This is a genomic window from Pseudomonas sp. 18-147 (assembly GCF_051048045.1).
In the GTDB taxonomy this organism is placed as follows: domain Bacteria; phylum Pseudomonadota; class Gammaproteobacteria; order Pseudomonadales; family Pseudomonadaceae; genus Pseudomonas; species Pseudomonas aeruginosa.
In genome coordinates this window covers 1,556,063-1,577,026 of record NZ_CP182296.1, presented here as the reverse complement: position 1 = coordinate 1,577,026, position 20,964 = coordinate 1,556,063, and the positions used below count along the sequence as shown (strand labels likewise).

Genomic DNA, 20,964 nt, shown 5'->3' with positions numbered 1-20,964 from the left:
ACATGACTACAGACGACTCAGATCGTTGACCAGAGCGAGCAACATCACGCCAACGACCAGACTGATGCCGATCTGCATCCCCCAAGCCTGTACCCGTTCGGATAATGGGCGCCCGCGCACCCACTCAACCAGATAGAACAGCAGATGCCCGCCATCGAGGACAGGGATCGGCAGCAGGTTGAGAACCCCCAAGCTAATGCTCAGATAGGCCAGGAAATTGAGAAAATCCCCCACGCCAGACTGGGCTGAAGCGCCCGCCACTTTAGCAATGGTTATCGGCCCGCTCAAGTTTTTTACCGAGAGCTCGCCGAGCAACATTTTCTTTATGGAGTCGAGCGTTAGCAGGCTCATGGTCCAGGTTCGGGAAAGCGCCTGACCCACCGCCTCCAGCGGTCCGTAGCTCACTTCGCGGAGCATTTCCGCCGGCCATTCGGTACCGGCGACCCCCGCCCCCATATAGCCGCTCCGGGCCTTGCCCTCGCCGCGCACCGCCAGTTCCAGGGCAACATCCAGCACTTCGCCGTCGCGCAGCACCTTGAGCTGGACGCGCTGCCCGGGACGGGCACGGACGCTGTCCACCACCTGCTGCCAGTCGTCGACGGCGATGCCATCGATGCTCTGCAAGCGGTCGCCGAGCTTCAGTCCGGCGGCCTGCGCCGGCCCCTTGGGGTCGAGTTCGGCCAGCACCGGCGGCAAGGCCGGCCGCCAGGGCCGGATGCCCAGCGAGGCGATGGGATCGGGATTGTCCTCGCCCTTCAGCCAGCCATCCAGACGCACCTGGTGGGTGGAATCGACATTCGAGCCTTTTTCCTGCACCCGCACTTCCAGCGTACCGCTCTCGCCGAGACGGCGAACCAGCTGCAGGTTGACCCCGTTCCAGCCGGTGACGGGCTCGCCATCCACCGCCAGCAGCTCCTGCCCGGCCTCCAGGCCGGCCTGGGCGGCCAGGCTCTCCGGCGCCACGGAACCGATGACCGGGCGTACCTGCTGGCTACCGAGCAGGGCGACGACCCAGAAGAACAGAATCGCCAGTAGGAAATTGGCGATGGGACCAGCCGCGACGATGGCGATCCGCTGACGGACCGTCTTGCGATTGAAGGACTGTTCGAGCAGATGGGCCGGTACTTCCGCCTCGCGCTCGTCGAGCATCTTGACGTAGCCGCCCAGCGGAATGGCCGCCACCACGAACTCGGTGCCGTGCCGGTCGTGCCAGCGCACCAGCGGCGTGCCGAAGCCGACGGAGAAGCGCAGGACCTTCACCCCGCAGCGTCGCGCGACCCAGAAGTGGCCGAATTCGTGGAACGTCACCAGCACACCCAGGGCTACCAGGGTGCCGACGATCATGTAAAGCGCACTCATCTCCTACCTCCAGGCCGTCCGAAGACTAGCCGGCGTGCCGGGTCAACCATTGCCCGGCGACCGAACGCGCGCGGCGATCGGCAGCCAGGACCTGATCGAGCGATTCGACTGCGGTCACCGCCTCGCGGTTCAGCACGTCCTCGATGATAACCGCGATGTCGCTGAAGCGGATGTGCCGCTCGAGAAATGCGGCCACGGCCACCTCGTTCGCGGCATTCAGCATGGCCGGGGCGCTGCCGCCGGTTTCCGCGGCCTGGCTCGCCAGGCGCAGGCAGGGGAAGCGCTGCTCGTCGGGGCGCTGGAAATCCAGGCGACCGACGGCGAACATATCCAGCGGCGAAACGCCGGAATCGATTCGCTCCGGCCAGGCCATGGCATAGGAAATCGGCGTGCGCATGTCCGGATTGCCGAGCTGGGCGATCACCGAACCGTCGACGTAGTCCACCATCGAGTGGATCACGCTCTGCGGGTGGATCACCACCTCGACCTGGCTCGGCTGGGCGTCGAACAGCCAGCACGCCTCGATCAGTTCGAGCCCCTTGTTCATCATGCTGGCGGAGTCGACGGAAATCTTCCGCCCCATCGACCAGTTCGGGTGCGCACAAGCCTGCTCCGGCGTCACCGAAGCGAGTTGCTCCAGCGACGTCTCGCGGAACGGGCCGCCGGAGGCGGTCAAGAGGATCCGGCGCACGCCGACCCGCTCCAGGCCATCGGCATAATTGCGCGGCAGCGACTGGAAGATCGCGTTGTGCTCGCTGTCGATCGGCAGGAGCACCGCGCCGCTGCGCTTGACCGCCTGCATGAACAGCGCGCCGGACATCACCAGCGCCTCCTTGTTGGCCAGCAGTACGCGCTTGCCGGCCTCGACGGCCGCCAGGGTCGACGGCAGCCCGGCGGCGCCGACGATGGCCGCCATTACCATGTCCACTTCGGGCGCGCTGGCCACTTCGCACAACGCCTGCTCGCCGAACAGCACCCGGGTGCGGATACCCGCCGCGGCGAGCGAGCCCTGCAAGGCAATCGCCGCGGCCTGCTCCGGCACCACCGCATAGACGGGGCGGTGCCTGAGGCACAGCGCCTCGAGTTCGGCCAGGCGGCTGAAGCCAGTCAGGGCGAAGGCTTCGTAACGATCGGGATGACGCTGGACGACGTCCAGGGTGCTCAGGCCGATCGAGCCGGTCGCGCCGAGCACGCTGATCCGCTGCGGTCGACTCATGGCGCACCCCAGCCGGCGGCCCAGAGCAGGGCCGCGAACACCGGGATGGCTGCCGTCAGGCTGTCGATGCGATCCAGCACGCCACCGTGGCCGGGCAGCAGGTTGCTGCTGTCCTTGATTCCGGACTGGCGCTTGAACATGCTTTCGGTGAGGTCGCCAACGATCGAGACGAACACCACCAGCGCCGCGCCGAGCAGGGCCAGGAGCAGCGCGCCGAGGGACCAGCCGCGGTAGAGGCCGACCGCCAGGGTGATCGCCAGGCTGGCCGCCAGGCCGCCGTAAACGCCTTCCCAGCTCTTGCCGGGGCTGACCCGCGGCGCCAGCTTGCGCTTGCCGAAGGCCTTGCCGGAGAAGTAGGCGCCGATATCCGCGCCCCAGACCAGCACCATCACGGCGATGATCAGGCCATTGGCCAGCGGCCACTGCTTGAGCAGGACCAGCCCCTGCCAGGCCGGCAACAGGATCAGCAGGCCCATGCCCAGGCGGCGCCAGCGGCCGCCCCAGTAGCCGACGCTTTCCGGGTAGGTGAGCACCAGCACGGTGGCCAGCGTCCACCAGACCAGCGCCAGCAGCAGCACGGCTCCGGCAAGCTGCGGCAGATGGTAGAGAGCGACCATCAGCACGGCGACCGTCGCCGCGTAGGCAACGCGGCCGAACTGTTGTTCATAGCCGGCCAGGCGCGCCCATTCCCAGGCCCCCAGGCTCACCACCGCGCCGATGAACAGGGCGAAGAACGCCCCTTCGAGAAGGAAAAAACCACCCAGCGCGATGGGCAAAAGCACCAGCGCCGTGATGATCCGTTGTTTCAGCATGACGGACGGGCCTCGGCCTCGACTTGCTCGCTGGTCTTGCCGAAGCGGCGCTGGCGCTTGGAGAAATCCGCCAGGGCAGCCCGCATCGCCGCGTGCTTGAAGTCGGGCCAGAACAGGTCGGAGAAATACAGCTCGGCGTAGGCCAGCTGCCAGAGAAGGAAATTGCTGATGCGATGCTCGCCGCCGGTGCGGATGCACAGGTCGGGCAGCGGCTGGTCGCCGGTCACCAGGCAGCCCTGGAGCAACTCGGCGGAGATATCGTCCGCCGCCAGGTGCCCGCCCTGGACCTCGCGCGCCAGGCGCTGTGCGGCCTGGACGATGTCCCACTGGCCGCCGTAGTTGGCGGCGACCTGGAGGAGGAAACGGGTATTGCCGGCAGTGGCGGCTTCCGCTTCGCGCATGGCCGCCTGCAACTCCGGATGGAAACGCGTGCGATCGCCGATGATGCGCAGGCGGATGCCGTTCTCGTCGAGCTTGCGCACCTCGCGGCGCAGGGCCACGAGAAACAGCTCCATCAGCGCGCTGACTTCGTCCGCCGGACGCTGCCAGTTCTCGCTGGAGAACGCGAACAGGGTGAGGACCTCGACCCCTGCCTCGGCGCAGACCTCGATCACCGCCCTGACGGCATCGACACCGGCCTTGTGGCCGGCGACGCCGGGCAGAAGACGCTTCTTCGCCCAGCGATTGTTACCGTCCATGATAATGGCCACGTGGCGTGGCACGCACACATCCTTCCGGGTCTTTTCCATGACGTCAGCCCGGCCTCAGACAGCCATGAGGTCCGCTTCTTTGGCTTCCAGTGCCTTCTCGATCTCACCGATGAACTTGTCGGTCAGCTTCTGCACGTCGTCGCCGGCGCGGCGCTCTTCGTCCTCGCTGATTTCCTTTTCCTTCTGCAGGTCCTTCAACTGGGCCAGCGCATCGCGACGGATGTTGCGCACGGAAACCCGCGCCTGCTCGGCCTCGGCACGCGCCTGCTTGGTGTAGCCCTTGCGGGTCTCCTCGGTCAGGGCCGGCATCGGTACGCGGATGGTGGTGCCGGCGGTGGCCGGGTTGAGCCCCAGGTCGGAGGTCATGATGGCCTTCTCGACCGCCTGGATCATGCTCTTGTCGAACACGGCCAGGGCCAGGGTACGGGAGTCTTCCACGGTGACGTTGGCGACCTGGCGCAGCGGCGTATCGGCCCCGTAATAGGAAACCATCACGCTATCCAGGATGCTCGGATGCGCGCGACCGGTACGAATCTTCGCGAAGGCATGGCCCAGCGCTTCCAGGGTCTTGCCCATGCGCTCCTGCGCTTCCTTCTTGATCTCGTTGATCATTCTCAACCCTCCTCGATCAGGGTGCCTTCGGCACCACCAACAACAATATTCAGCAATGCGCCCGGCTTGTTCATGTTGAACACCCGCAGCGGCATGTTCTGGTCACGGCACAGGCAGATGGCGGTCAGGTCCATCACGCCGAGCTTGCGGTCGAGCACTTCATCATAGGTCAGGCGCTCGAACTTCTCGGCATTCGGGTCCTTGAACGGGTCGGCAGTGTACACGCCATCGACCTTGGTAGCCTTAAGGACCACGTCGGCGTCGATCTCGATGGCGCGCAGGCAAGCCGCCGAGTCGGTGGTGAAGAACGGGTTGCCGGTACCGGCGGAGAAGATCACCACCTCGCCACCGCCGAGGTGGCGCATGGCCTTGCGGCGGTCGTAGTGGTCGGTCACACCGACCATGGAGATCGCCGACATCACCAGCGCGGGGATGTTCGAGCGCTCCAGCGCATCGCGCATCGCCAGGCCGTTCATCACGGTGGCCAGCATCCCCATGTGGTCGCCGGTCACCCGGTCCATGCCGGCCGCGGACAGGGCCGCGCCGCGGAACAGGTTGCCGCCGCCGATGACCAGGCCGACCTGCACGCCGATCCCGACCAACTGGCCGATTTCCAGCGCCATGCGGTCCAGCACCTTGGGATCGATGCCGAACTCCTCCGAGCCCATCAGGGCTTCGCCGCTCAACTTTAGAAGAATGCGTTTATAGCGAGGTTGACGAGCGCTCAGTTGCTGAGCCATGACCTTTTCTCCTGCGGCGATAAAAATACGTGACGGCCGGGCCGTCGTGGGCGGAGACGACTTTGCGCCTGCGTTGCGTGCAAGCCCGCCGAGCGGGCCGGCAACGCGGAAGCTGCCCCGAACGCTTCCCCATTTGACGAAGAGGCCGCACGCATCAGCGGGCAGCCTCTTCCGGGGCGACAGTCGAAACCGTCTTTGTTACTGCTTGGTGGCGGCTACTTGAGCGGCAACTTCGGCAGCGAAGTCCACTTCGGCCTTCTCGATGCCTTCACCCACTTCGTAACGAACGAAGGAAACGATTTCGGCGCCGGCCTGCTTGGCCAGGTCGCCGACCTTCACTTCCGGGTTCTTCACGAAAGGCTGCTCGACCAGGCTCGCTTCGGCGAGGAACTTGCTGATGCGGCCCTTGACCATGTTCTCGACGATGTTCTCCGGCTTGCCGGCGATCTTGTCGGCGTTCAGCGCCAGGAAGATTTCCTTCTCTTTCGCGATCGCTTCTTCGGAAACTTCCGAAGCACTCAGGAACTGCGGGTTGCTGGCGGCGACATGCATGGCGATGTCCTTGGCCAGTTCCGGGTTACCGCCTTTCAGGTTGACCACGACACCGATGCGGTGGCCGTGCAGGTAGGCGCCGACCACGTCGCCCTCGACGCGGGTCAGGCGGCGGATGTTGACGTTCTCGCCGGTCTTGGCGACCAGGGCCAGACGAGCTTCCTCACGTGCTTCGACCAGCGGAGCGGCGTCGGTCAGCTTCTCGTTGAAGGCCTTTTCCAGACTCTCGGCGACGAAGCCCTTGAAGTCGTCCTGGAGGGCCAGGAAGTCGGTCTGGGAGTTGACTTCGATGATCACGGCGGCCTTGTTGTCGGCAGCGATCTTGACGGCGATCGAGCCTTCGGCGGCAATGTTGCCGGCCTTCTTGGCAGCCTTGATCGCACCGGCAGCGCGCATGTCGTCGATGGCCTTCTCGATGTCGCCGCCAGCGGCGGTCAGCGCCTTCTTGCACTCCATCATGCCCAAGCCGGTACGCTCGCGCAGTTCTTTAACCATGGCTGCAGTAATTTCTGCCATTTCGAAATCCTCTTGAGTGGTAGCTCTCAAAAAACCTTTGTGCCCGGCCTGCCGGACAGAAACTCAAAGGTGGCAAAAAGGGGGCCTAGCCCCCTTCCTGCGCACCGTCGGACGTCTGAACGTCCCGGAATCAGCCTTCGGCGGATTCGGCCGGCGCTTCCTCGACGAACTCGTCGGCGCTGGTGGCAGCGCCCTGCTTGCCGCGGATTACCGCTTCGGCCATCGAGTTCAGGTAGAGTTGCACGGCGCGGATGGCATCATCGTTACCGGGAATTACATAGTCGACGCCTTCCGGGCTGCTGTTGGTATCGACAACGCCGATGACCGGGATGCCCAGCTTGTTGGCTTCGGTGATGGCGATGCGCTCGTGGTCGACGTCGATCACGAACAGAGCGTCCGGCAGGCCGCCCATGTCCTTGATGCCGCCCAGGCTGCGCTCGAGCTTCTCGAGGTCACGGCTGCGCATCAGGGCTTCTTTCTTGGTCAGCTTGTCGAAGGTGCCGTCCTGGGACTGGGTTTCCAGGTCGCGCAGGCGCTTGATCGACTGACGGATGGTCTTGTAGTTGGTGAGCATGCCGCCCAGCCAGCGATGGTCGACGTACGGCATGCCGCAACGAGCGGCTTCCTCGCGAACGATCTTGCCGGCGGAACGCTTGGTGCCGACGAACAGGATCTTGTTCTTGCCAGCGGCCAGGCGCTCAACGAAGGTCAGGGCCTCGTTGAACATCGGCAGGGTCTTTTCGAGGTTGATGATATGGATCTTGTTGCGCGCGCCGAAAATGAACTTGCCCATTTTCGGGTTCCAGTAACGGGTCTGGTGGCCGAAGTGCACACCGGCCTTCAGCATATCGCGCATGTTGACTTGGGACATGATAGTTCCTCGATAAGTCGGGTTAGGCCTCCACGCATCCCAATGACCAACCCTTGCGGGCACCCAGGCCATCGTGTCGATGCATGTGTGGGTTTGTGCTCCGGAAAAGGCCGCAGCCTCGGAGCGGGGCGCTTTATACCATAACCGTGGACGCAGTGAAACCCGCCGCGGATGGCCGGGCGGGAGTAGATCGGTCGGTCAGGTCTGCTAGAATCGCGTATTCCTTATTATTCATGCGTGCTTGCACGCCCGAAGAGAATTCGCATGACCGTCACCATCAAGACGCCCGACGATATCGAGAAGATGCGCATCGCCGGCCGCCTGGCCGCCGAAGTGCTGGAAATGATCGGCGAACACATCAAGCCCGGCGTGACCACCGAGGAGCTGGATCGCATCTGCCACGACTATATCGTCAACGAGCAGAAGGCGATTCCCGCCCCGCTGAACTACAAGGGCTTTCCCAAGTCGATCTGCACCTCGATCAACCATGTGGTCTGCCATGGCATCCCCAACGAGAAGCCGCTGAAGGAAGGCGACATCCTCAACGTCGACATCACCGTCATCAAGGACGGCTACCACGGCGACACCAGCAAGATGTTCCTGGTCGGCAAGACCCCGGAATGGGCCGACCGCCTCTGCCAGATCACCCAGGAATGCATGTACAAGGGCATTTCCGTGGTGCGTCCGGGCGCGCACCTGGGCGATATCGGCGAAATCATCCAGAAGCACGCGGAAAAGAACGGCTTCTCGGTGGTCCGCGAATACTGCGGCCATGGCATCGGCAAGGTGTTCCACGAGGAGCCGCAGGTCCTCCACTACGGTCGTGCGGGTACCGGCATCGAGCTGAAGGAAGGCATGATCTTCACCATCGAGCCGATGATCAACCAGGGCCGCCCGGAGACCCGCCTGCTCGGCGACGGCTGGACCGCGATCACCAAGGACCGCAAGCTGTCCGCGCAATGGGAGCACACCGTGCTGGTCACCGCCGATGGCTACGAGATCCTCACCCTGCGCAACGACGAAACCTTCCCGCGCACCTCGGCAGCCTGATCCGGCCCGGCTTTTGCTGCCAGCCGTGCGCCTCGACGCCCCGCCCCATTCCGGCGGGGCCGACGCCCCGATTCGGCGCAACGCGCGCACCAATACAGCGCAAAAACGCACCAAGACGGGGCGCTCGCGTATCGAACCCAAACGCTAGCAGATAAAGGAAGGCCGCATGCCGCAGGTGGATCCCGAATTGTTCGATCGCGGGCAGTTCCAGGCGGAACTGGCCTTGAAGTCCAGCCCGATCGCCGCCTTCAAGAAGGCCATCCGGCAATTCCGCGAAGTGCTCGACAACCGCTTCAACAGCGGCCGCAACATCCGCCGCCTGATCGAAGATCGCGCCTGGTGCGTCGACCAGATCCTGCAACAGGCCTGGCAGCGCTTCGACTGGGGAGACGACGCCGACATCGCCCTGGTCGCCGTGGGCGGCTACGGCCGCGGCGAACTCCACCCCTACTCCGACGTCGACCTGCTGATCCTCCTCGACAGCGAGGACCAGGAGAGCTTCCGCGAGCCGATCGAAGGCTTCCTCACCCTGCTCTGGGACATCGGCCTGGAAGTCGGCCAGAGCGTGCGCTCGGTGCAGCAGTGCGCGGAGGAAGCACGCGCCGACCTGACGGTGATCACCACCCTCATGGAATGCCGCACCATCTGCGGCCCTGACAGCCTGCGCCAGCGCATGCTGCGGGTTACCGGCAGCGCGCACATGTGGCCGAGCAAGGAGTTCTTCCTGGCCAAACGCCACGAACAGCAGCGCCGCCACGCCAAGTACAACGACACCGAGTACAACCTCGAGCCCAACGTCAAGGGCTCCCCCGGCGGCCTGCGCGACATCCAGACCATCCTCTGGATGGCCCGCCGCCAGTTCGGCAGCCTCAACCTGCACGCCCTGGTGCGCGAAGGCTTCCTGGTGGAAAGCGAGTGCAGCATGCTGGCTTCCAGCCAGGAGTTCCTCTGGCGGGTCCGCTATGCCCTGCACATGCTCGCCGGGCGCGCCGAGGATCGCCTGCTGTTCGATCACCAGCGCAGCATCGCCCGTCTGTTCGGCTACGAAGACAACGACGTCAAGCTGGCGGTCGAACGCTTCATGCAGAAGTACTACCGGGTGGTGATGGCGATCTCCGAGCTGAACGACCTGATCATCCAGCACTTCGAGGAAGTCATCCTGCCCTGCGAGCAGCCGGTGCAGATCCAACCGCTGAACAGTCGCTTCCAGTTGCGCGACGGCTACATCGAGGTGACGCACCCGAACGTCTTCAAGCGCACCCCGTTCGCCCTCCTGGAAATCTTCGTGCTGATGGCCCAGCACCCGGAAATCAAGGGCGTGCGCGCCGACACCATTCGCCTGCTGCGCGACAGCCGACACCTGATCGACGACGAGTTCCGCCACGACATCCGCAACACCAGCCTGTTCATCGAGCTGTTCAAGAGCAGCCAGGGTATCCACCGCAACCTGCGGCGGATGAACCGCTACGGCATCCTCGGCCGCTACCTGCCGGAGTTCGGCCATATCATCGGGCAGATGCAGCACGACCTGTTCCATATCTATACGGTGGACGCCCACACCCTCAACCTGATCAAGCACCTGCGCAAGCTGAATCGGCCGGAGATGGCCGAGAAATATCCGCTGGCGAGCAAGATCATCGATCGTCTGCCCAAGCCGGAACTGATCTACATCGCCGGTCTCTACCATGACATCGCCAAGGGCCGTGGCGGCGACCACTCGGAACTCGGCGCGGTGGACGCCGAGGCCTTCTGCCAGAGCCACCAGTTGCCGCTCTGGGACACCCAACTGGTGTCCTGGCTGGTGCAGAACCACCTGGTGATGTCGACCACCGCGCAACGCAAGGACCTCTCCGACCCGCAGGTGATCTTCGATTTCGCCCAACTGGTCGGCGACCAGACCCACCTCGACTACCTGTACGTGCTCACCGTGGCCGACATCAACGCCACCAACCCGACGCTCTGGAACTCCTGGCGCGCCAGCCTGCTCCGGCAGCTCTACACCGAGACCAAGCGCGCCCTGCGCCGCGGCCTGGAGAACCCGGTGGACCGCGAGGAGCAGATCCGCCAGACGCAGACCGCGGCCCTCGACCAACTGGTACGCAACGGCATCGACCAGGACGATGCCGAGCAGTTATGGAGCCAGCTCGGCGACGACTACTTCCTGCGCCACACCGCCGGCGACGTGGCCTGGCACACCGAGGCGATCCTCCAGCACCCGGACGACGGCACGCCGCTGGTGCTGATCAAGGAAACCACCCAGCGCGAGTTCGAGAGCGGTTCGCAGATCTTCATCTACGCCGCCGACCAGCACGATTTCTTCGCGGTCACCGTGGCCGCCATGGACCAGCTCAACCTGAGCATCCAGGACGCGCGGATCATCACCTCCACCAGCCAGTTCACCCTCGATACCTATATCGTGCTCGACGCCGACGGCGACTCCATCGGCAACAACCCGGAGCGCATCGCCGAGATCCGCGAGGGGCTTATCGACGCATTGAAGAACCCCGACGACTACCCGACCATCATCCAGCGCCGGGTGCCGCGCCAGCTCAAGCACTTCGCCTTCGCCCCGCAGGTGACCATCTCCACCGACGCGCTGCGCCAGGTCTCGGTGCTCGAAGTCATCGCCCCCGACCGCCCCGGCCTGCTGGCGCGGATCGGCGGCATCTTCCTGGATTTCGACCTGTCGGTGCAGAACGCCAAGATCGCCACCCTCGGCGAGCGCGTGGAGGACGTCTTCTACATCACCGATGCGCGCAACCAGCCACTCGCCGACCCCGACCTGTGCAAACGCCTGCAGGCCGCCCTGGTCGAGCAGCTGTCACAAGACAACGGACGGGACACCCTGCCTACCCGGATAAACTTCTGAGAAGCCTTGCCAACGCCATGAATACCGCACTCGACAACCTCCAACCCTACCCCTTCGAGAAGCTCCGCGCCCTGCTCGGCGGCGCCCGGCCGCCCGCGACGCTGAAGCCGATCGCACTGTCCATCGGCGAGCCCAAGCACCGCTCGCCGAGCTTCGTCGCCGAAACCCTGGCGGAGAACCTGGACCAACTCGCGGTCTACCCGACCACCCTCGGCCTGCCAGCCCTGCGCGAAGCCATCGCGCGCTGGTGCGAGCGGCGCTTCTCGGTGCCGGCCGGCTGGCTGGATGCGGCGCGCCACGTACTGCCGGTGAACGGTACCCGCGAGGCGCTGTTCGCCTTCACCCAGACCGTGGTCCGCCGCAGCGAGCCCGGCGAGGCGCCCGGCCTGGTGGTCAGCCCGAACCCGTTCTACCAGATCTACGAAGGCGCGGCGCTGCTCGCCGGAGCCGTGCCGCACTACCTGCCCTGCCGCGAGGAAAACGGCTTCAACCCCGACTTCGACGCGGTCGACGAGGCGACCTGGCAGCGCTGCCAGATTCTCTTCCTCTGCTCGCCAGGCAACCCCACCGGGGCCCTGGTACCGCTGGAGACCCTGAAGAAGCTGATCGCCCTGGCCGACCGCTACGACTTCGTGATCGCCGCCGACGAGTGCTACAGCGAACTCTACTTCGACGAAAACGCCCCGCCGCCCGGCCTGCTCAACGCTTGCGCCGAGCTGGGCCGCACGGACTTCAGCCGCTGCGTGGTGTTCCACAGCCTGTCCAAGCGCTCCAACCTGCCCGGCCTGCGCTCGGGCTTCGTCGCCGGCGACGCGGAGATCCTGAAGAAATTCCTCCTCTACCGCACCTACCACGGCTGCGCCATGCCGGTGCAGACCCAGTTGGCGAGCATCGCCGCCTGGAACGACGAGGTCCATGTGCGCGCCAACCGCAGCCTCTACCGCGAGAAATTCGACGCCGTGCTGGCGATCCTCGACGGCGTGCTCGACGTACAGCGCCCGGACGGCAGTTTCTACCTGTGGGCACGTACCCCGGTGGACGACACCGTATTCACCCGCGAACTGTTCGAGCAGCAGCACGTGACGGTGGTGCCGGGTTCCTACCTGTCGCGCGAGGTGGACGGCGAGAACCCCGGCGCCAACCGCGTGCGCATGGCCCTGGTGGCACCACTGGCCGAGTGCGTCGAAGCCGCCGAGCGCATCCGCGACTACCTGCGGGCGCGCTGAAGCCTGCGCGGAGAAACGAAAAGGGATCGCCGCGGCGATCCCTTTTCGTTCACACCCAGCGGGCGAAGCGATTGGTCAGCCAGCTTTCCTGCTGGTCCAGCTCGCGCAGGATGTCGCCCAGGGTCTCGTCGTCGATCTCGTTGTTACGCCGCTGCCGGTACAGTTCCAGGCGCTGCGCGCGCAACGCCTTCAGGCGCAAGGCCTTGTCGGCGATCTCCAGGGCTTGGGCCTGGTCGCGGGCCTCATCGGTGGTCGGTGCGGTATCCAGCGACTGGCGGTATTCGGCCATGATCTGCGCACGCGCCTCGGCGACCCGCGAAGTATTCGCCGCATCGTTGCCTTCCACCTGCGGCAGTTCCTCGCTCTCCAGGGCCCGGATCGCCGCCTCCGCGGTCTTGCGCCAGGCCTCGCGCCGCTCGCGCTCGTGGGCGCCATTGTTGCTCGCCGGCAGCCCGCGCAGCAGCAGCGGCAGGCCGATGGTCGCGCCGATCAGGGAAATCAGGATCACGCTGGTGGCGATGAAGATGATCAGGTCGCGCTGCGGGAAGGCGCTGCCATCCATCAGGCTCATCGGTACCGACAGCACCGCCGCCAGGGTCACCGCACCACGCACGCCGCTCAATGCACTGAGGGCGGAGAGACGGCGCAGGGAGATGCCGCTCAGCCCGGGCGGGCTTTTGCCGCGCCAGCGATCGATGCGCAGCGACAGCTTCCAGTAGCCATAGACCCAGCCGTAGCGGATCAGCATCAGCACGGCGGTGATCGCCGCCACGTAGGCCAGCAGCAGCGAGGAACGCCAGAGCAGGTCGCCGTGGTGGTTGGCCACCGACTTCATGATGTCCGGCAACTGCAGGCCGAGCAGCAGGAACACCACGCCGTTGAAGGCGAACTCCAGCATCGACCAGACGCTGCGGTTGAGCAGGCGCGTGGAAGTCTGCCGCGGCAGCAGGTCGACCCAGCTCTGCATCATGCCGGCCGCCACCGCCGAGAGAATCCCGGAGACGCCCAGGTGTTCCGCCACCATGTAGGAGGCGAACGGCAGCAACAGCATCAGTACCACGTGGGTCGCCGGGTCGTCCCAGCCACGGGAGATCATCCAGGCGCGGATGCGGCCCAGCGACCAGCTGAGGAACACCCCGATGGCCAGGCCGCCGACCGCGACCAGGAGGAAGTTGAGGCTGGCGTCCACCAGCGAGAACACGCCGGTCATCGCCGCGGCGATGGCGAACTTGAATGCCACCAGGCCAGAGGCATCGTTCATCAGCGCCTCGCCCTCCAGCAGGTGCATCAGGCGCTTGGGCAGCCGCCCCTGGGTGATCGCCGAGACCGCCAGGGCGTCCGTGGGCGACAGCACGGCGGCGAGGGCGAAGGAAGCCGCCAGGGGAATTTCCGGGATCAGCAGATGGATGAAATAGCCGGCGCCGACCACGGTGAAGAACACCAGGCCGAACGCCATCATCAGGATCGGCCAGCGCATCCGCCAGACTTCCCGCTTGGGAATACGCCAGCCATCGACGAACAGCAGCGGCGGAATGAACAGGAAGAGGAACAGCTCCGGGTCGAGGGCAATGTGCAGCCCGAGGGAGGGCAAGGCCAGCAGGGCCCCGGCGGCGATCTGGATCAATGGTAGCGGCAAGGGCAGCAACTGGGCAGCCAGGCGGGTGGCGCCGACGACCAGCAGCAGGGTCAGAACGGTGTACACGGTTTGCATGAGGGCGGGGATCTCCGGCTTCGTCCCTGGACGATGCGACTGCGCCGATTGCACCATCGCGATCGGTAGGCAGCTATCCGACATTCGCACAATCCGTACGGTCTTTCCTAGCCCCGCCGCTCTACCCCGCGCGTCCGCCCCCTCCGCGGCGACGACCGGGGCGCCCGGCCAAGGTTCCCGCACTAGTACATCCGAGCTATTTCATAGCGGTGCGAGACGCTCCTACACTCCCCTTCAGTCCAGGCCCGCCGTAGCGTCGGCCAGGACGACGCCCCGAAGGAGTACGGGGTGCAGCGCCCACTCAGACAAAGGAATGCCGCCATGACAAGCAAGGGACTTACTTCCGCACTGCTGCTCGCCTCGATGTTCGCCGCCACCTCCGGCTGCCTCCAGCAGAACGCACTGACCCAGGGCTACCGCACCACCCAGCCCGGGCAACCCGGCCAGGCTCAGGTCGCCTCCGCCAACACCCCTTGCACCCCCAGCGCCACCAATGACCTGATCGCTACCGGTCGCAGCCTGCTGGACATCACCACCAACCTGATCAAGACCCGCAACCAGATGAGCGACGGCGGCAGCATCATGCGCGACGTCGACGACGTGCAGAAGGTCGGCAAGGGCCATGCCGTACTGGACAGCGTCGAGAGCATGACCGGCGGTCCGCAGCAGCCCTGCGGCTAAGCGCACCACGACGATTCATCCCGGACAGCGAGCCCCCGCACGCTGTTCTCCCCCTGAGCCTCGCCTACCCGGCGGGGCTTTTTTTGTCCTGCGCCAAACAGCCGCCGCCCCGCATCAAGGAACTCGCCCATCACCCGGCCATGCAGACCAGGCCGCTTCGAGTCCCGTTCGTCACCTGTGCAAGGCGTCTGGAACGCGACTATTGTCCGACGATCGAAGTGATGGCAATGTAGAATTACACCTTTGGATGTAGTCGTTTCGGGTAGGTCGCGAGATGGAACGAGCTTTTTCCCCTACCGCGGAATCGCGGAGCAGCGGCCCATGAGGCGCGCCGAGATGCTGTTGCTGAAGAGCCTGGCTGAGACACTGATGGCCGACCGGGACAACCGCCACGACGACTTGCAGGCGACCATGCGGCTGGCGCACCTGAGTTCGCCGGAGATGATCCTGTACATGGTCAACCGGGTGCTCGAGCTCGAAGAGAGCATCGAGCGGATCGCCGCGGTTCTCCAGAAACTCTCTGCGGACGAGCCGATGCCCCTAGAGGAAACGCCGCCCGAACCAGCCTTCGAACCGGCCCTGCAGTCCCGCGCCACCGAGACCGCGGAAACCTAGCGGCGGGCAGGCCGCTACACCAGCACCTGGCGAGTGCTGGCGATCAGCGCATGCACCTGTCGCTCCACCTGCTCCGCCACCGGCACTTCGGGCCCCCGCCCCTCCGGGCAGGGCAGGTTCGGCGTGGTGCCGAACAGCCGGCAGATCAGCGGACGTTCCTCATAGGCCTCGCAGCCGTTCGGTCCGAGATGGACGCAGTTCCACTCGGCCAGGGCGGCGTCGTGTTCGGCCTCGCTCTTCACCGGCAGGCGGGCCATCTCTTCCGACGAGGCGGTAACCGGCCCGCAGCAATCGTGGCAGCCGGGCTTGCAGGCGAAGCCCGGTATCTGCAGGCGTAATTGGTCTATCTGGCGACCGATGCAACTCATGGGAAATCTCCTCGGCGGGGGAAGGATTGTACAGCGCGGACCGGAGCATTCCGAAAGTACCGGTAAGGATGCTCTCCAGCGAGCCGAATCGACCTGTTCAACCTGCGCTCTCTCCGTTCCCGGCCAGGGAAACAGCCCGGCTCCCTGTCCGCCCGCCCGTCCACGGCTATCTGCCGTCACGCCGCTCCCGAGCGCGGTAGCCCCGAGACCGCACAGGGGCGGAACGACGTGGCATAATCCGGCGATCACCTTTCGGCGACCTATCGGCAGGGCCCGGGAAGACCCGGGCCTCGGGAGAAGCAATGACCTACGTTCTCTACGGCATCAAAGCCTGCGACACCATGAAGAAGGCTCGGACCTGGCTCGACGAGCACAAGGTCGCCTACGACTTCCACGACTACAAGGCCGTCGGCATCGACCGCGAACACCTGCGGCGCTGGTGCGCGGAGCACGGCTGGCAAACCGTCCTCAACCGCGCCGGCACCACCTTCCGCAAGCTCGACGAAGCGCAGAAGGCCGATCTCGACGAAGCCAAGGCGATCGAGCTGATGCTGGCCCAGCCGTCGATGATCAAGCGCCCGGTGCTGGAGCTGGGCGGCAGGACGCTGGTCGGCTTCAAGCCCGACGCCTACGCCGCCGCCCTGGCCTGAGCGGGAGGCCGCATGAGTGTCGCCTGGGCCCTGTTCGTACCCGCCTGCTTCGCCCTCAACCTGGCGCCGGGGCCGAACAACCTGCTGTCGCTGAACAACGCCGCCCGGCACGGTTTCGCCACCGCCTCGCTGGCCGGCGGCGGGCGCCTGCTGGCATTCGCCGGCATGCTCGCCCTGGCCGCCTCCGGGCTGGCGCTGGTGCTGCACACCTCGGCCTGGCTGTTCCTGGCGATCAAGGTGCTCGGCGCTGCCTACCTGTTGTGGCTTGCGGTGCAATTGTGGCGGACCGATGCGCAGCCACTGGCGAACGAAGCCAGCCCGGCGCGTCCCAGCCTCTGGCGCCTGGGGCGCCAGGAGTTCCTGGTGGCGGCGGGCAACCCGAAGGCGATCCTGATTTTCACCGCCTTCCTGCCGCAGTTCGTCGATCCCGGCCAACCGCTGGGCGCCCAGTTCGCCCAGCTCGGAGCGGCATTCCTGCTGCTCGAATGGCTGGCCATCGCTCTTTATTCCTATGCCGGGCTCCACCTCGGCCGGCTGCTCGCCGGCCAGCGGGCCCGGCGTCTGTTCAACCGCGGTTGCGCCGCGCTGCTCGGCAGCGCGGGACTGGGCCTGCTGCTCAGCCGCCGTCCGGCCTGACCGTTCCACTCCGTTTCGAGGAAACCCACATGTCGCAATCCCTGTTCAGCCTGGCCTTCGGCGTCGGCACCCAGAACCGCCAGGAAGCCTGGCTGGAAGTGTTCTACGCGCTGCCGCTGCTCAAGCCTTCGAGCGAAATCGTCGCCGCCGTCGCACCGATCCTTGGCTACGCAGCCGGCAACCAGGCGCTGACCTTCACTTCGCAGCAGGCCTACCAGTTGGCCGACGCCCTGAAGGGTATCGACGCCGCTCAGTCGGCCCTGCTCTCGCGCCTGGCGGAAAGCCAGAAGCCGCTGGTCGCCACCCTGTTGGCGGAAGACGCCGCGCCGTCCTCCACCCCGGAGGCCTACCTCAAGCTGCACCTGCTCTCCCACCGCCTGGTCAAGCCGCACGCTGTGAACCTGAGCGGCATCTTCCCGCTCCTGCCGAACGTGGCCTGGACCAACATCGGCGCGGTGGACCTGGCCGAACTGGCCGAACTGCAACTGGAAGCGCGACTGAAGGGCAAGCTGCTGGAAGTCTTCTCCGTCGACAAGTTCCCGAAGATGACCGACTACGTGGTCCCGGCCGGCGTACGCATCGCCGACACCGCCCGCGTGCGCCTGGGCGCCTACATCGGTGAAGGCACCACGGTGATGCACGAAGGTTTCGTCAACTTCAACGCCGGCACCGAAGGCCCGGGCATGATCGAAGGCCGCGTATCCGCCGGCGTGTTCGTCGGCAAGGGGTCGGACCTGGGCGGCGGCTGCTCGACCATGGGCACCCTTTCCGGTGGCGGCAACATCGTCATCAGCGTCGGCGAAGGCTGCCTGATCGGCGCCAACGCCGGCATCGGCATCCCGCTGGGCGATCGCAACATCGTCGAGGCCGGCCTGTACATCACCGCCGGCACCAAGGTCGCCCTGCTCGACGAGCAGAACGCCCTGGTGAAAGTGGTCAAGGCCCGCGACCTGGCCGGTCAGCCCGACCTGCTGTTCCGCCGCAACTCGCAGAACGGTGCGGTGGAGTGCAAGACCAACAAGACCGCCATCGAGCTGAACGAAGCGCTGCACGCGCACAACTGAGCCCAGCTCGCCTCCCCGCTCGCCCGACGGTGCTCGCCAGCGCCGCCGGGTGCGCTACCCTTTCCCCTGTAACCGTCCTCGCACAGTGTCCGCCATGTCCCTGCCGTCTCCCTGGCGCGCCGACTTTCCGGCCTTTTCCGCCTTCGCCGCGGAAGGCCTGACCTACCTCGACAGCGCCGCCACCGCCCAGAAGCCACAGGCCGTACTCGACGCCCTGAACGGCTACTACCTTGGCGGCGCCGCCAACGTCCACCGCGCCCAACATGTCCCCGGCGAGCGCGCCACCCGGGCCTTCGAGGCCGCGCGCAGCCGCGTCGCCCACTGGCTGCACGCCGGCAACCCGGCCGAGGTGCTGCTCACCCGCGGCACCACAGAGGCGATCAACCTGGTGGCCTATGGGCTGGAGCAGCATTTCCGTCCTGGCGACGAACTGCTGGTCAGTGCCCTGGAACACCATGCCAACCTGCTTCCCTGGCAGCAGTTGGCCCTGCGCCGCGGCCTGGTCCTGCGCGTGTTGCCGCTGGACGAGCGCGGGGTGATCGACCTGGAGCAGGCCCGCCATATCATCGGCGAGCGCACCCGCCTGCTGGCGATCAGCCAGTTGTCCAACGTTCTCGGCACCTGGCAACCGGTGGTGGAGTTGATCCAGCTGGCCCGCGAGCGCGGTGCCTGGACCCTGGTCGACGGCGCCCAGGGCAGCGTCCACGGACGCCACGACCTGCCGGGCCTGGGCTGCGACTTCTACGCATTCTCCGGCCACAAGCTCTACGGCCCCGACGGCATCGGCGTGCTCTGGGGTCGCCCACAGGCCCTGGAGCAACTGGCGCACTGGCAGTTCGGCGGCGAGATGGTACGCCACACCGGCTTCCACGAAGCCAGCTTCCATGCCGCTCCGCTCGGCTTCGAGGCGGGCACCCCGGCGGTTTCCGCGGCGATCGGCCTGGGCGCGACCATCGACTGGCTGGCCACCCTGGACGAAGCCGAAGTCGCCGCCCACGAAGGCGCCCTCCACGCCCGCCTGCTCGCCGGCCTGCTGGCGCGCGACGGCGTCAGCCTGCTCGGCGAACCGCAGACGGCGCTGGCCAGCTTCTGCGTCGACGGCGTGCACGTCGCCGATCTCGCCCACCTGCTCGGCGAACAGGGCATCGCGGTGCGCGCCGGCCACCATTGCGCGATGCCGCTGCTGCAACGCCTCGAGGTACCCGGCGCCCTGCGTGTCTCGCTGGGCTTGTACAACGATGCCGACGACCTGGAGCGCTTCTTCCTGGCCCTCGACCGCTCACTGGAGTTGCTGCGATGAACCCGGTTCTCCCCGAACAGGCCCAGGAGGCACTGGACGCCTTCGGTCACACCGCCAGTTGGGAACAGCGTGCGCGTCTGCTGCTGCAATGGGGCGAGCGCCTGGCGCCGCTCGCGGAACACGAACGCCAGGAAGAGCATCGCGTGCACGGTTGCGAAAGCCTGGTCTGGCTGCTCGGCGAGCAGCGCGACGGCCACTGGCGCTTCCGTGCCGACAGCGACGCGCGCCTGATCCGCGGCCTGCTGGCGGTGCTGCTGGCACGGGTCGACGGCATCGAGACCCGCGAACTGGCGCGCCTGGACCTCAACGACTGGTTCACCTGCCTGGGTCTTTCCCGCCAACTGTCGCCCTCGCGCAGCAACGGCCTGAACGCCGTGCTGCAACGCATGCGCGAACTGGCCGGCCAGACCGCCGGCTGAGCCCGCTCAGCGCGCCAGCAGCTCCGGCAGGTGCCGGGCCAGGGCGCGGTAGCGGTCCTCTTCGATCCGATAGGCCCAGTCAGGATGGGCGGCGACCTCGCCCTCGGCGAAGCCCTCGACGCTCTTCGGCAACAACCAGTATTGCTCGCCCTGGCGCCGAATCTCGCCATCCAGGCGCGCGCCGGAAAACGTCCGCAGGCTGAACGCCAGGAGCAATGGCGCCTGTCTGAATCCCACCTGCGCCAGCGGCGCTACATCGGCGAAACGCAGGTCGGCGAACAGCGCCGCCGCGCCGTTGGCCGCTGCCTCATAGGCCAGCTTGCGCCCTGTGGGCAATTGCCGGACCTGCAGGTTCGGCTGCCCGGCGTCGTCGCGATAGAGATCCAGGCGTTCGCCCTTCGGATAGCGCAGTTGCAGTTCGCGCACCCGGGCGAAGGGCAGCGTGGCGATCCGCCGGTCGAGCCACTCCAGCTCGTTGTTCGGCAACGGCAGGCGCTTGTCGATCAGCCAGGCCTGCGGGTCGCCCAGTCGTCGTACGAAGCTACCGCCATGCTGCGCATCCTTGCCCACCAGCAGCACCAGAGGCTCGTCGGACTGCCAATGCAGGCTCAGGCGTAGCGCCTGCCCCTCGCCACGCTCCGCCAGGCCAAGCAGCGCGTGGTTCTTCGGGTTGGCGCTCTTCGCCTCGACCTTGCGCGCCTCTGCCAGTGCCTCGAGCAGCGCCGACAAGCGTAGCCGGTCGGCCGGATAGTCGGCCTTGGCCGGCAGGACCCACGCGCCCGCACGCCGCTCGACCCGGATATCCGGCGAACCGTCGGCAAACTGCATGTGCAGGCCACTCAGCGTCGCGCTGTCCAGTTCCGGCAGCCAGCGCTCTGCCGCCGGCAAGGCAGGTACCTCGGCTGCGCGCTCGCGCTGCAGCCAGGCGAAGGTTCCGGCCAGCGCCGCCACCAGCGCCAGCAGGACGATCAGCGTATTGCGCCGCAT

The 20,964-nt window shown here is 66.2% G+C and carries 21 protein-coding genes; 10 read left to right on the top strand and 11 right to left on the bottom strand.

Annotation, left to right across the window (positions count from 1 at the left end):
• Positions 1-6: 6 nt before the first annotated feature.
• The 8 genes from rseP to rpsB form a co-directional block, all read right to left on the bottom strand.
• Complete coding sequence (rseP, locus tag ACM0M4_RS07710; RefSeq protein ID WP_003098594.1) at positions 7-1,359, bottom strand: sigma E protease regulator RseP; 1,353 nt, start codon at positions 1,357-1,359, stop codon at positions 7-9.
• Between the two features lie 25 nt (positions 1,360-1,384).
• Positions 1,385-2,575 (bottom strand): 1-deoxy-D-xylulose-5-phosphate reductoisomerase, encoded by a 1,191-nt coding sequence (gene ispC, locus ACM0M4_RS07705; RefSeq protein ID WP_221345520.1) that lies wholly within the window; start codon positions 2,573-2,575, stop codon positions 1,385-1,387.
• Positions 2,572-3,387: a phosphatidate cytidylyltransferase gene (cdsA, locus tag ACM0M4_RS07700; protein ID WP_003092388.1), complete on the bottom strand. Its 816-nt coding sequence runs from the start codon at positions 3,385-3,387 to the stop codon at positions 2,572-2,574. The genes ispC and cdsA overlap by 4 nt, the downstream gene beginning before the upstream one ends.
• Positions 3,381-4,136: a polyprenyl diphosphate synthase gene (gene uppS, locus ACM0M4_RS07695; RefSeq protein ID WP_003113863.1), complete on the bottom strand. Its 756-nt coding sequence runs from the start codon at positions 4,134-4,136 to the stop codon at positions 3,381-3,383. The genes cdsA and uppS overlap by 7 nt, the downstream gene beginning before the upstream one ends.
• Before the next feature lie 15 nt (positions 4,137-4,151).
• On the bottom strand, positions 4,152-4,709 hold the full coding sequence (frr, locus tag ACM0M4_RS07690) for a ribosome recycling factor (RefSeq protein ID WP_003092390.1): 558 nt from the start codon (positions 4,707-4,709) through the stop codon (positions 4,152-4,154).
• Positions 4,710-4,711: 2 nt separating this feature from the next.
• Positions 4,712-5,449, bottom strand: coding sequence for a UMP kinase (pyrH, locus tag ACM0M4_RS07685; protein WP_003092391.1), 738 nt, complete (start codon positions 5,447-5,449; stop codon positions 4,712-4,714).
• Positions 5,450-5,647: 198 nt separating this feature from the next.
• Positions 5,648-6,517 (bottom strand): translation elongation factor Ts, encoded by an 870-nt coding sequence (gene tsf, locus ACM0M4_RS07680; protein WP_003092393.1) that lies wholly within the window; start codon positions 6,515-6,517, stop codon positions 5,648-5,650.
• Between the two features lie 130 nt (positions 6,518-6,647).
• Entirely contained in the window at positions 6,648-7,388 is a 741-nt protein-coding gene (gene rpsB / locus ACM0M4_RS07675) for a 30S ribosomal protein S2 (RefSeq protein ID WP_003092394.1), read from the bottom strand.
• Between the two features lie 264 nt (positions 7,389-7,652).
• On the opposite strand from rpsB, the gene map reads away from it, so the two are divergent.
• From map to dapC, 3 genes are all read left to right on the top strand, one after another.
• Positions 7,653-8,438 carry a type I methionyl aminopeptidase gene (gene map, locus ACM0M4_RS07670; protein WP_003092395.1) on the top strand — a complete coding sequence of 262 codons (786 nt, stop codon included), beginning with the start codon at positions 7,653-7,655 and terminating at the stop codon, positions 8,436-8,438.
• Between the two features lie 166 nt (positions 8,439-8,604).
• Positions 8,605-11,307: a [protein-PII] uridylyltransferase gene (locus ACM0M4_RS07665; RefSeq protein ID WP_023087099.1), complete on the top strand. Its 2,703-nt coding sequence runs from the start codon at positions 8,605-8,607 to the stop codon at positions 11,305-11,307.
• 17 nt (positions 11,308-11,324) lie between these two features.
• Positions 11,325-12,533 (top strand): succinyldiaminopimelate transaminase, encoded by a 1,209-nt coding sequence (gene dapC, locus ACM0M4_RS07660; protein ID WP_003092403.1) that lies wholly within the window; start codon positions 11,325-11,327, stop codon positions 12,531-12,533.
• A 49-nt stretch (positions 12,534-12,582) separates the two neighbouring features.
• On the opposite strand, the gene ACM0M4_RS07655 is transcribed toward dapC, so the two are convergent.
• Complete coding sequence (locus tag ACM0M4_RS07655) at positions 12,583-14,328, bottom strand: Na+/H+ antiporter (RefSeq protein ID WP_003109341.1); 1,746 nt, start codon at positions 14,326-14,328, stop codon at positions 12,583-12,585.
• A 237-nt stretch (positions 14,329-14,565) separates the two neighbouring features.
• Here ACM0M4_RS07655 and ACM0M4_RS07650 point away from each other — a divergent pair, with 237 nt between their 5' ends.
• Positions 14,566-14,925 (top strand): hypothetical protein, encoded by a 360-nt coding sequence (locus ACM0M4_RS07650; RefSeq protein WP_003092416.1) that lies wholly within the window; start codon positions 14,566-14,568, stop codon positions 14,923-14,925.
• Positions 14,926-15,246: 321 nt separating this feature from the next.
• Positions 15,247-15,540, top strand: a complete 294-nt coding sequence (locus tag ACM0M4_RS07645; protein WP_003098613.1) for a hypothetical protein — start codon at positions 15,247-15,249, stop codon at positions 15,538-15,540.
• A 14-nt stretch (positions 15,541-15,554) separates the two neighbouring features.
• On the opposite strand, the gene ACM0M4_RS07640 is transcribed toward ACM0M4_RS07645, so the two are convergent.
• Entirely contained in the window at positions 15,555-15,908 is a 354-nt protein-coding gene (locus tag ACM0M4_RS07640; RefSeq protein WP_003098616.1) for a YkgJ family cysteine cluster protein, read from the bottom strand.
• A 302-nt stretch (positions 15,909-16,210) separates the two neighbouring features.
• Here ACM0M4_RS07640 and ACM0M4_RS07635 point away from each other — a divergent pair, with 302 nt between their 5' ends.
• From ACM0M4_RS07635 to ACM0M4_RS07615, 5 genes are all read left to right on the top strand, one after another.
• Positions 16,211-16,558, top strand: a complete 348-nt coding sequence (locus tag ACM0M4_RS07635; protein WP_003098619.1) for an ArsC family reductase — start codon at positions 16,211-16,213, stop codon at positions 16,556-16,558.
• Between the two features lie 12 nt (positions 16,559-16,570).
• A complete protein-coding gene (locus tag ACM0M4_RS07630; RefSeq protein WP_004345492.1) occupies positions 16,571-17,194 on the top strand; it encodes a LysE family translocator in 624 nt (207 codons plus the stop codon).
• Between the two features lie 29 nt (positions 17,195-17,223).
• Positions 17,224-18,258, top strand: a complete 1,035-nt coding sequence (gene dapD, locus ACM0M4_RS07625; protein ID WP_003092431.1) for a 2,3,4,5-tetrahydropyridine-2,6-dicarboxylate N-succinyltransferase — start codon at positions 17,224-17,226, stop codon at positions 18,256-18,258.
• Between the two features lie 94 nt (positions 18,259-18,352).
• The gene (locus tag ACM0M4_RS07620; protein ID WP_221345519.1) at positions 18,353-19,558 is read left to right on the top strand and encodes a cysteine desulfurase; all 1,206 of its coding nucleotides are present in this window, start codon (positions 18,353-18,355) and stop codon (positions 19,556-19,558) included.
• Positions 19,555-19,977, top strand: coding sequence for a SufE family protein (locus tag ACM0M4_RS07615; RefSeq protein WP_003092439.1), 423 nt, complete (start codon positions 19,555-19,557; stop codon positions 19,975-19,977). Before ACM0M4_RS07620 ends, ACM0M4_RS07615 begins: the two co-directional genes overlap by 4 nt.
• Positions 19,978-19,983: 6 nt before the next feature.
• Here the strand turns inward: ACM0M4_RS07615 and ACM0M4_RS07610 are convergent, their stop codons facing one another.
• Complete coding sequence (locus ACM0M4_RS07610) at positions 19,984-20,964, bottom strand: DUF4340 domain-containing protein (RefSeq protein ID WP_003143240.1); 981 nt, start codon at positions 20,962-20,964, stop codon at positions 19,984-19,986.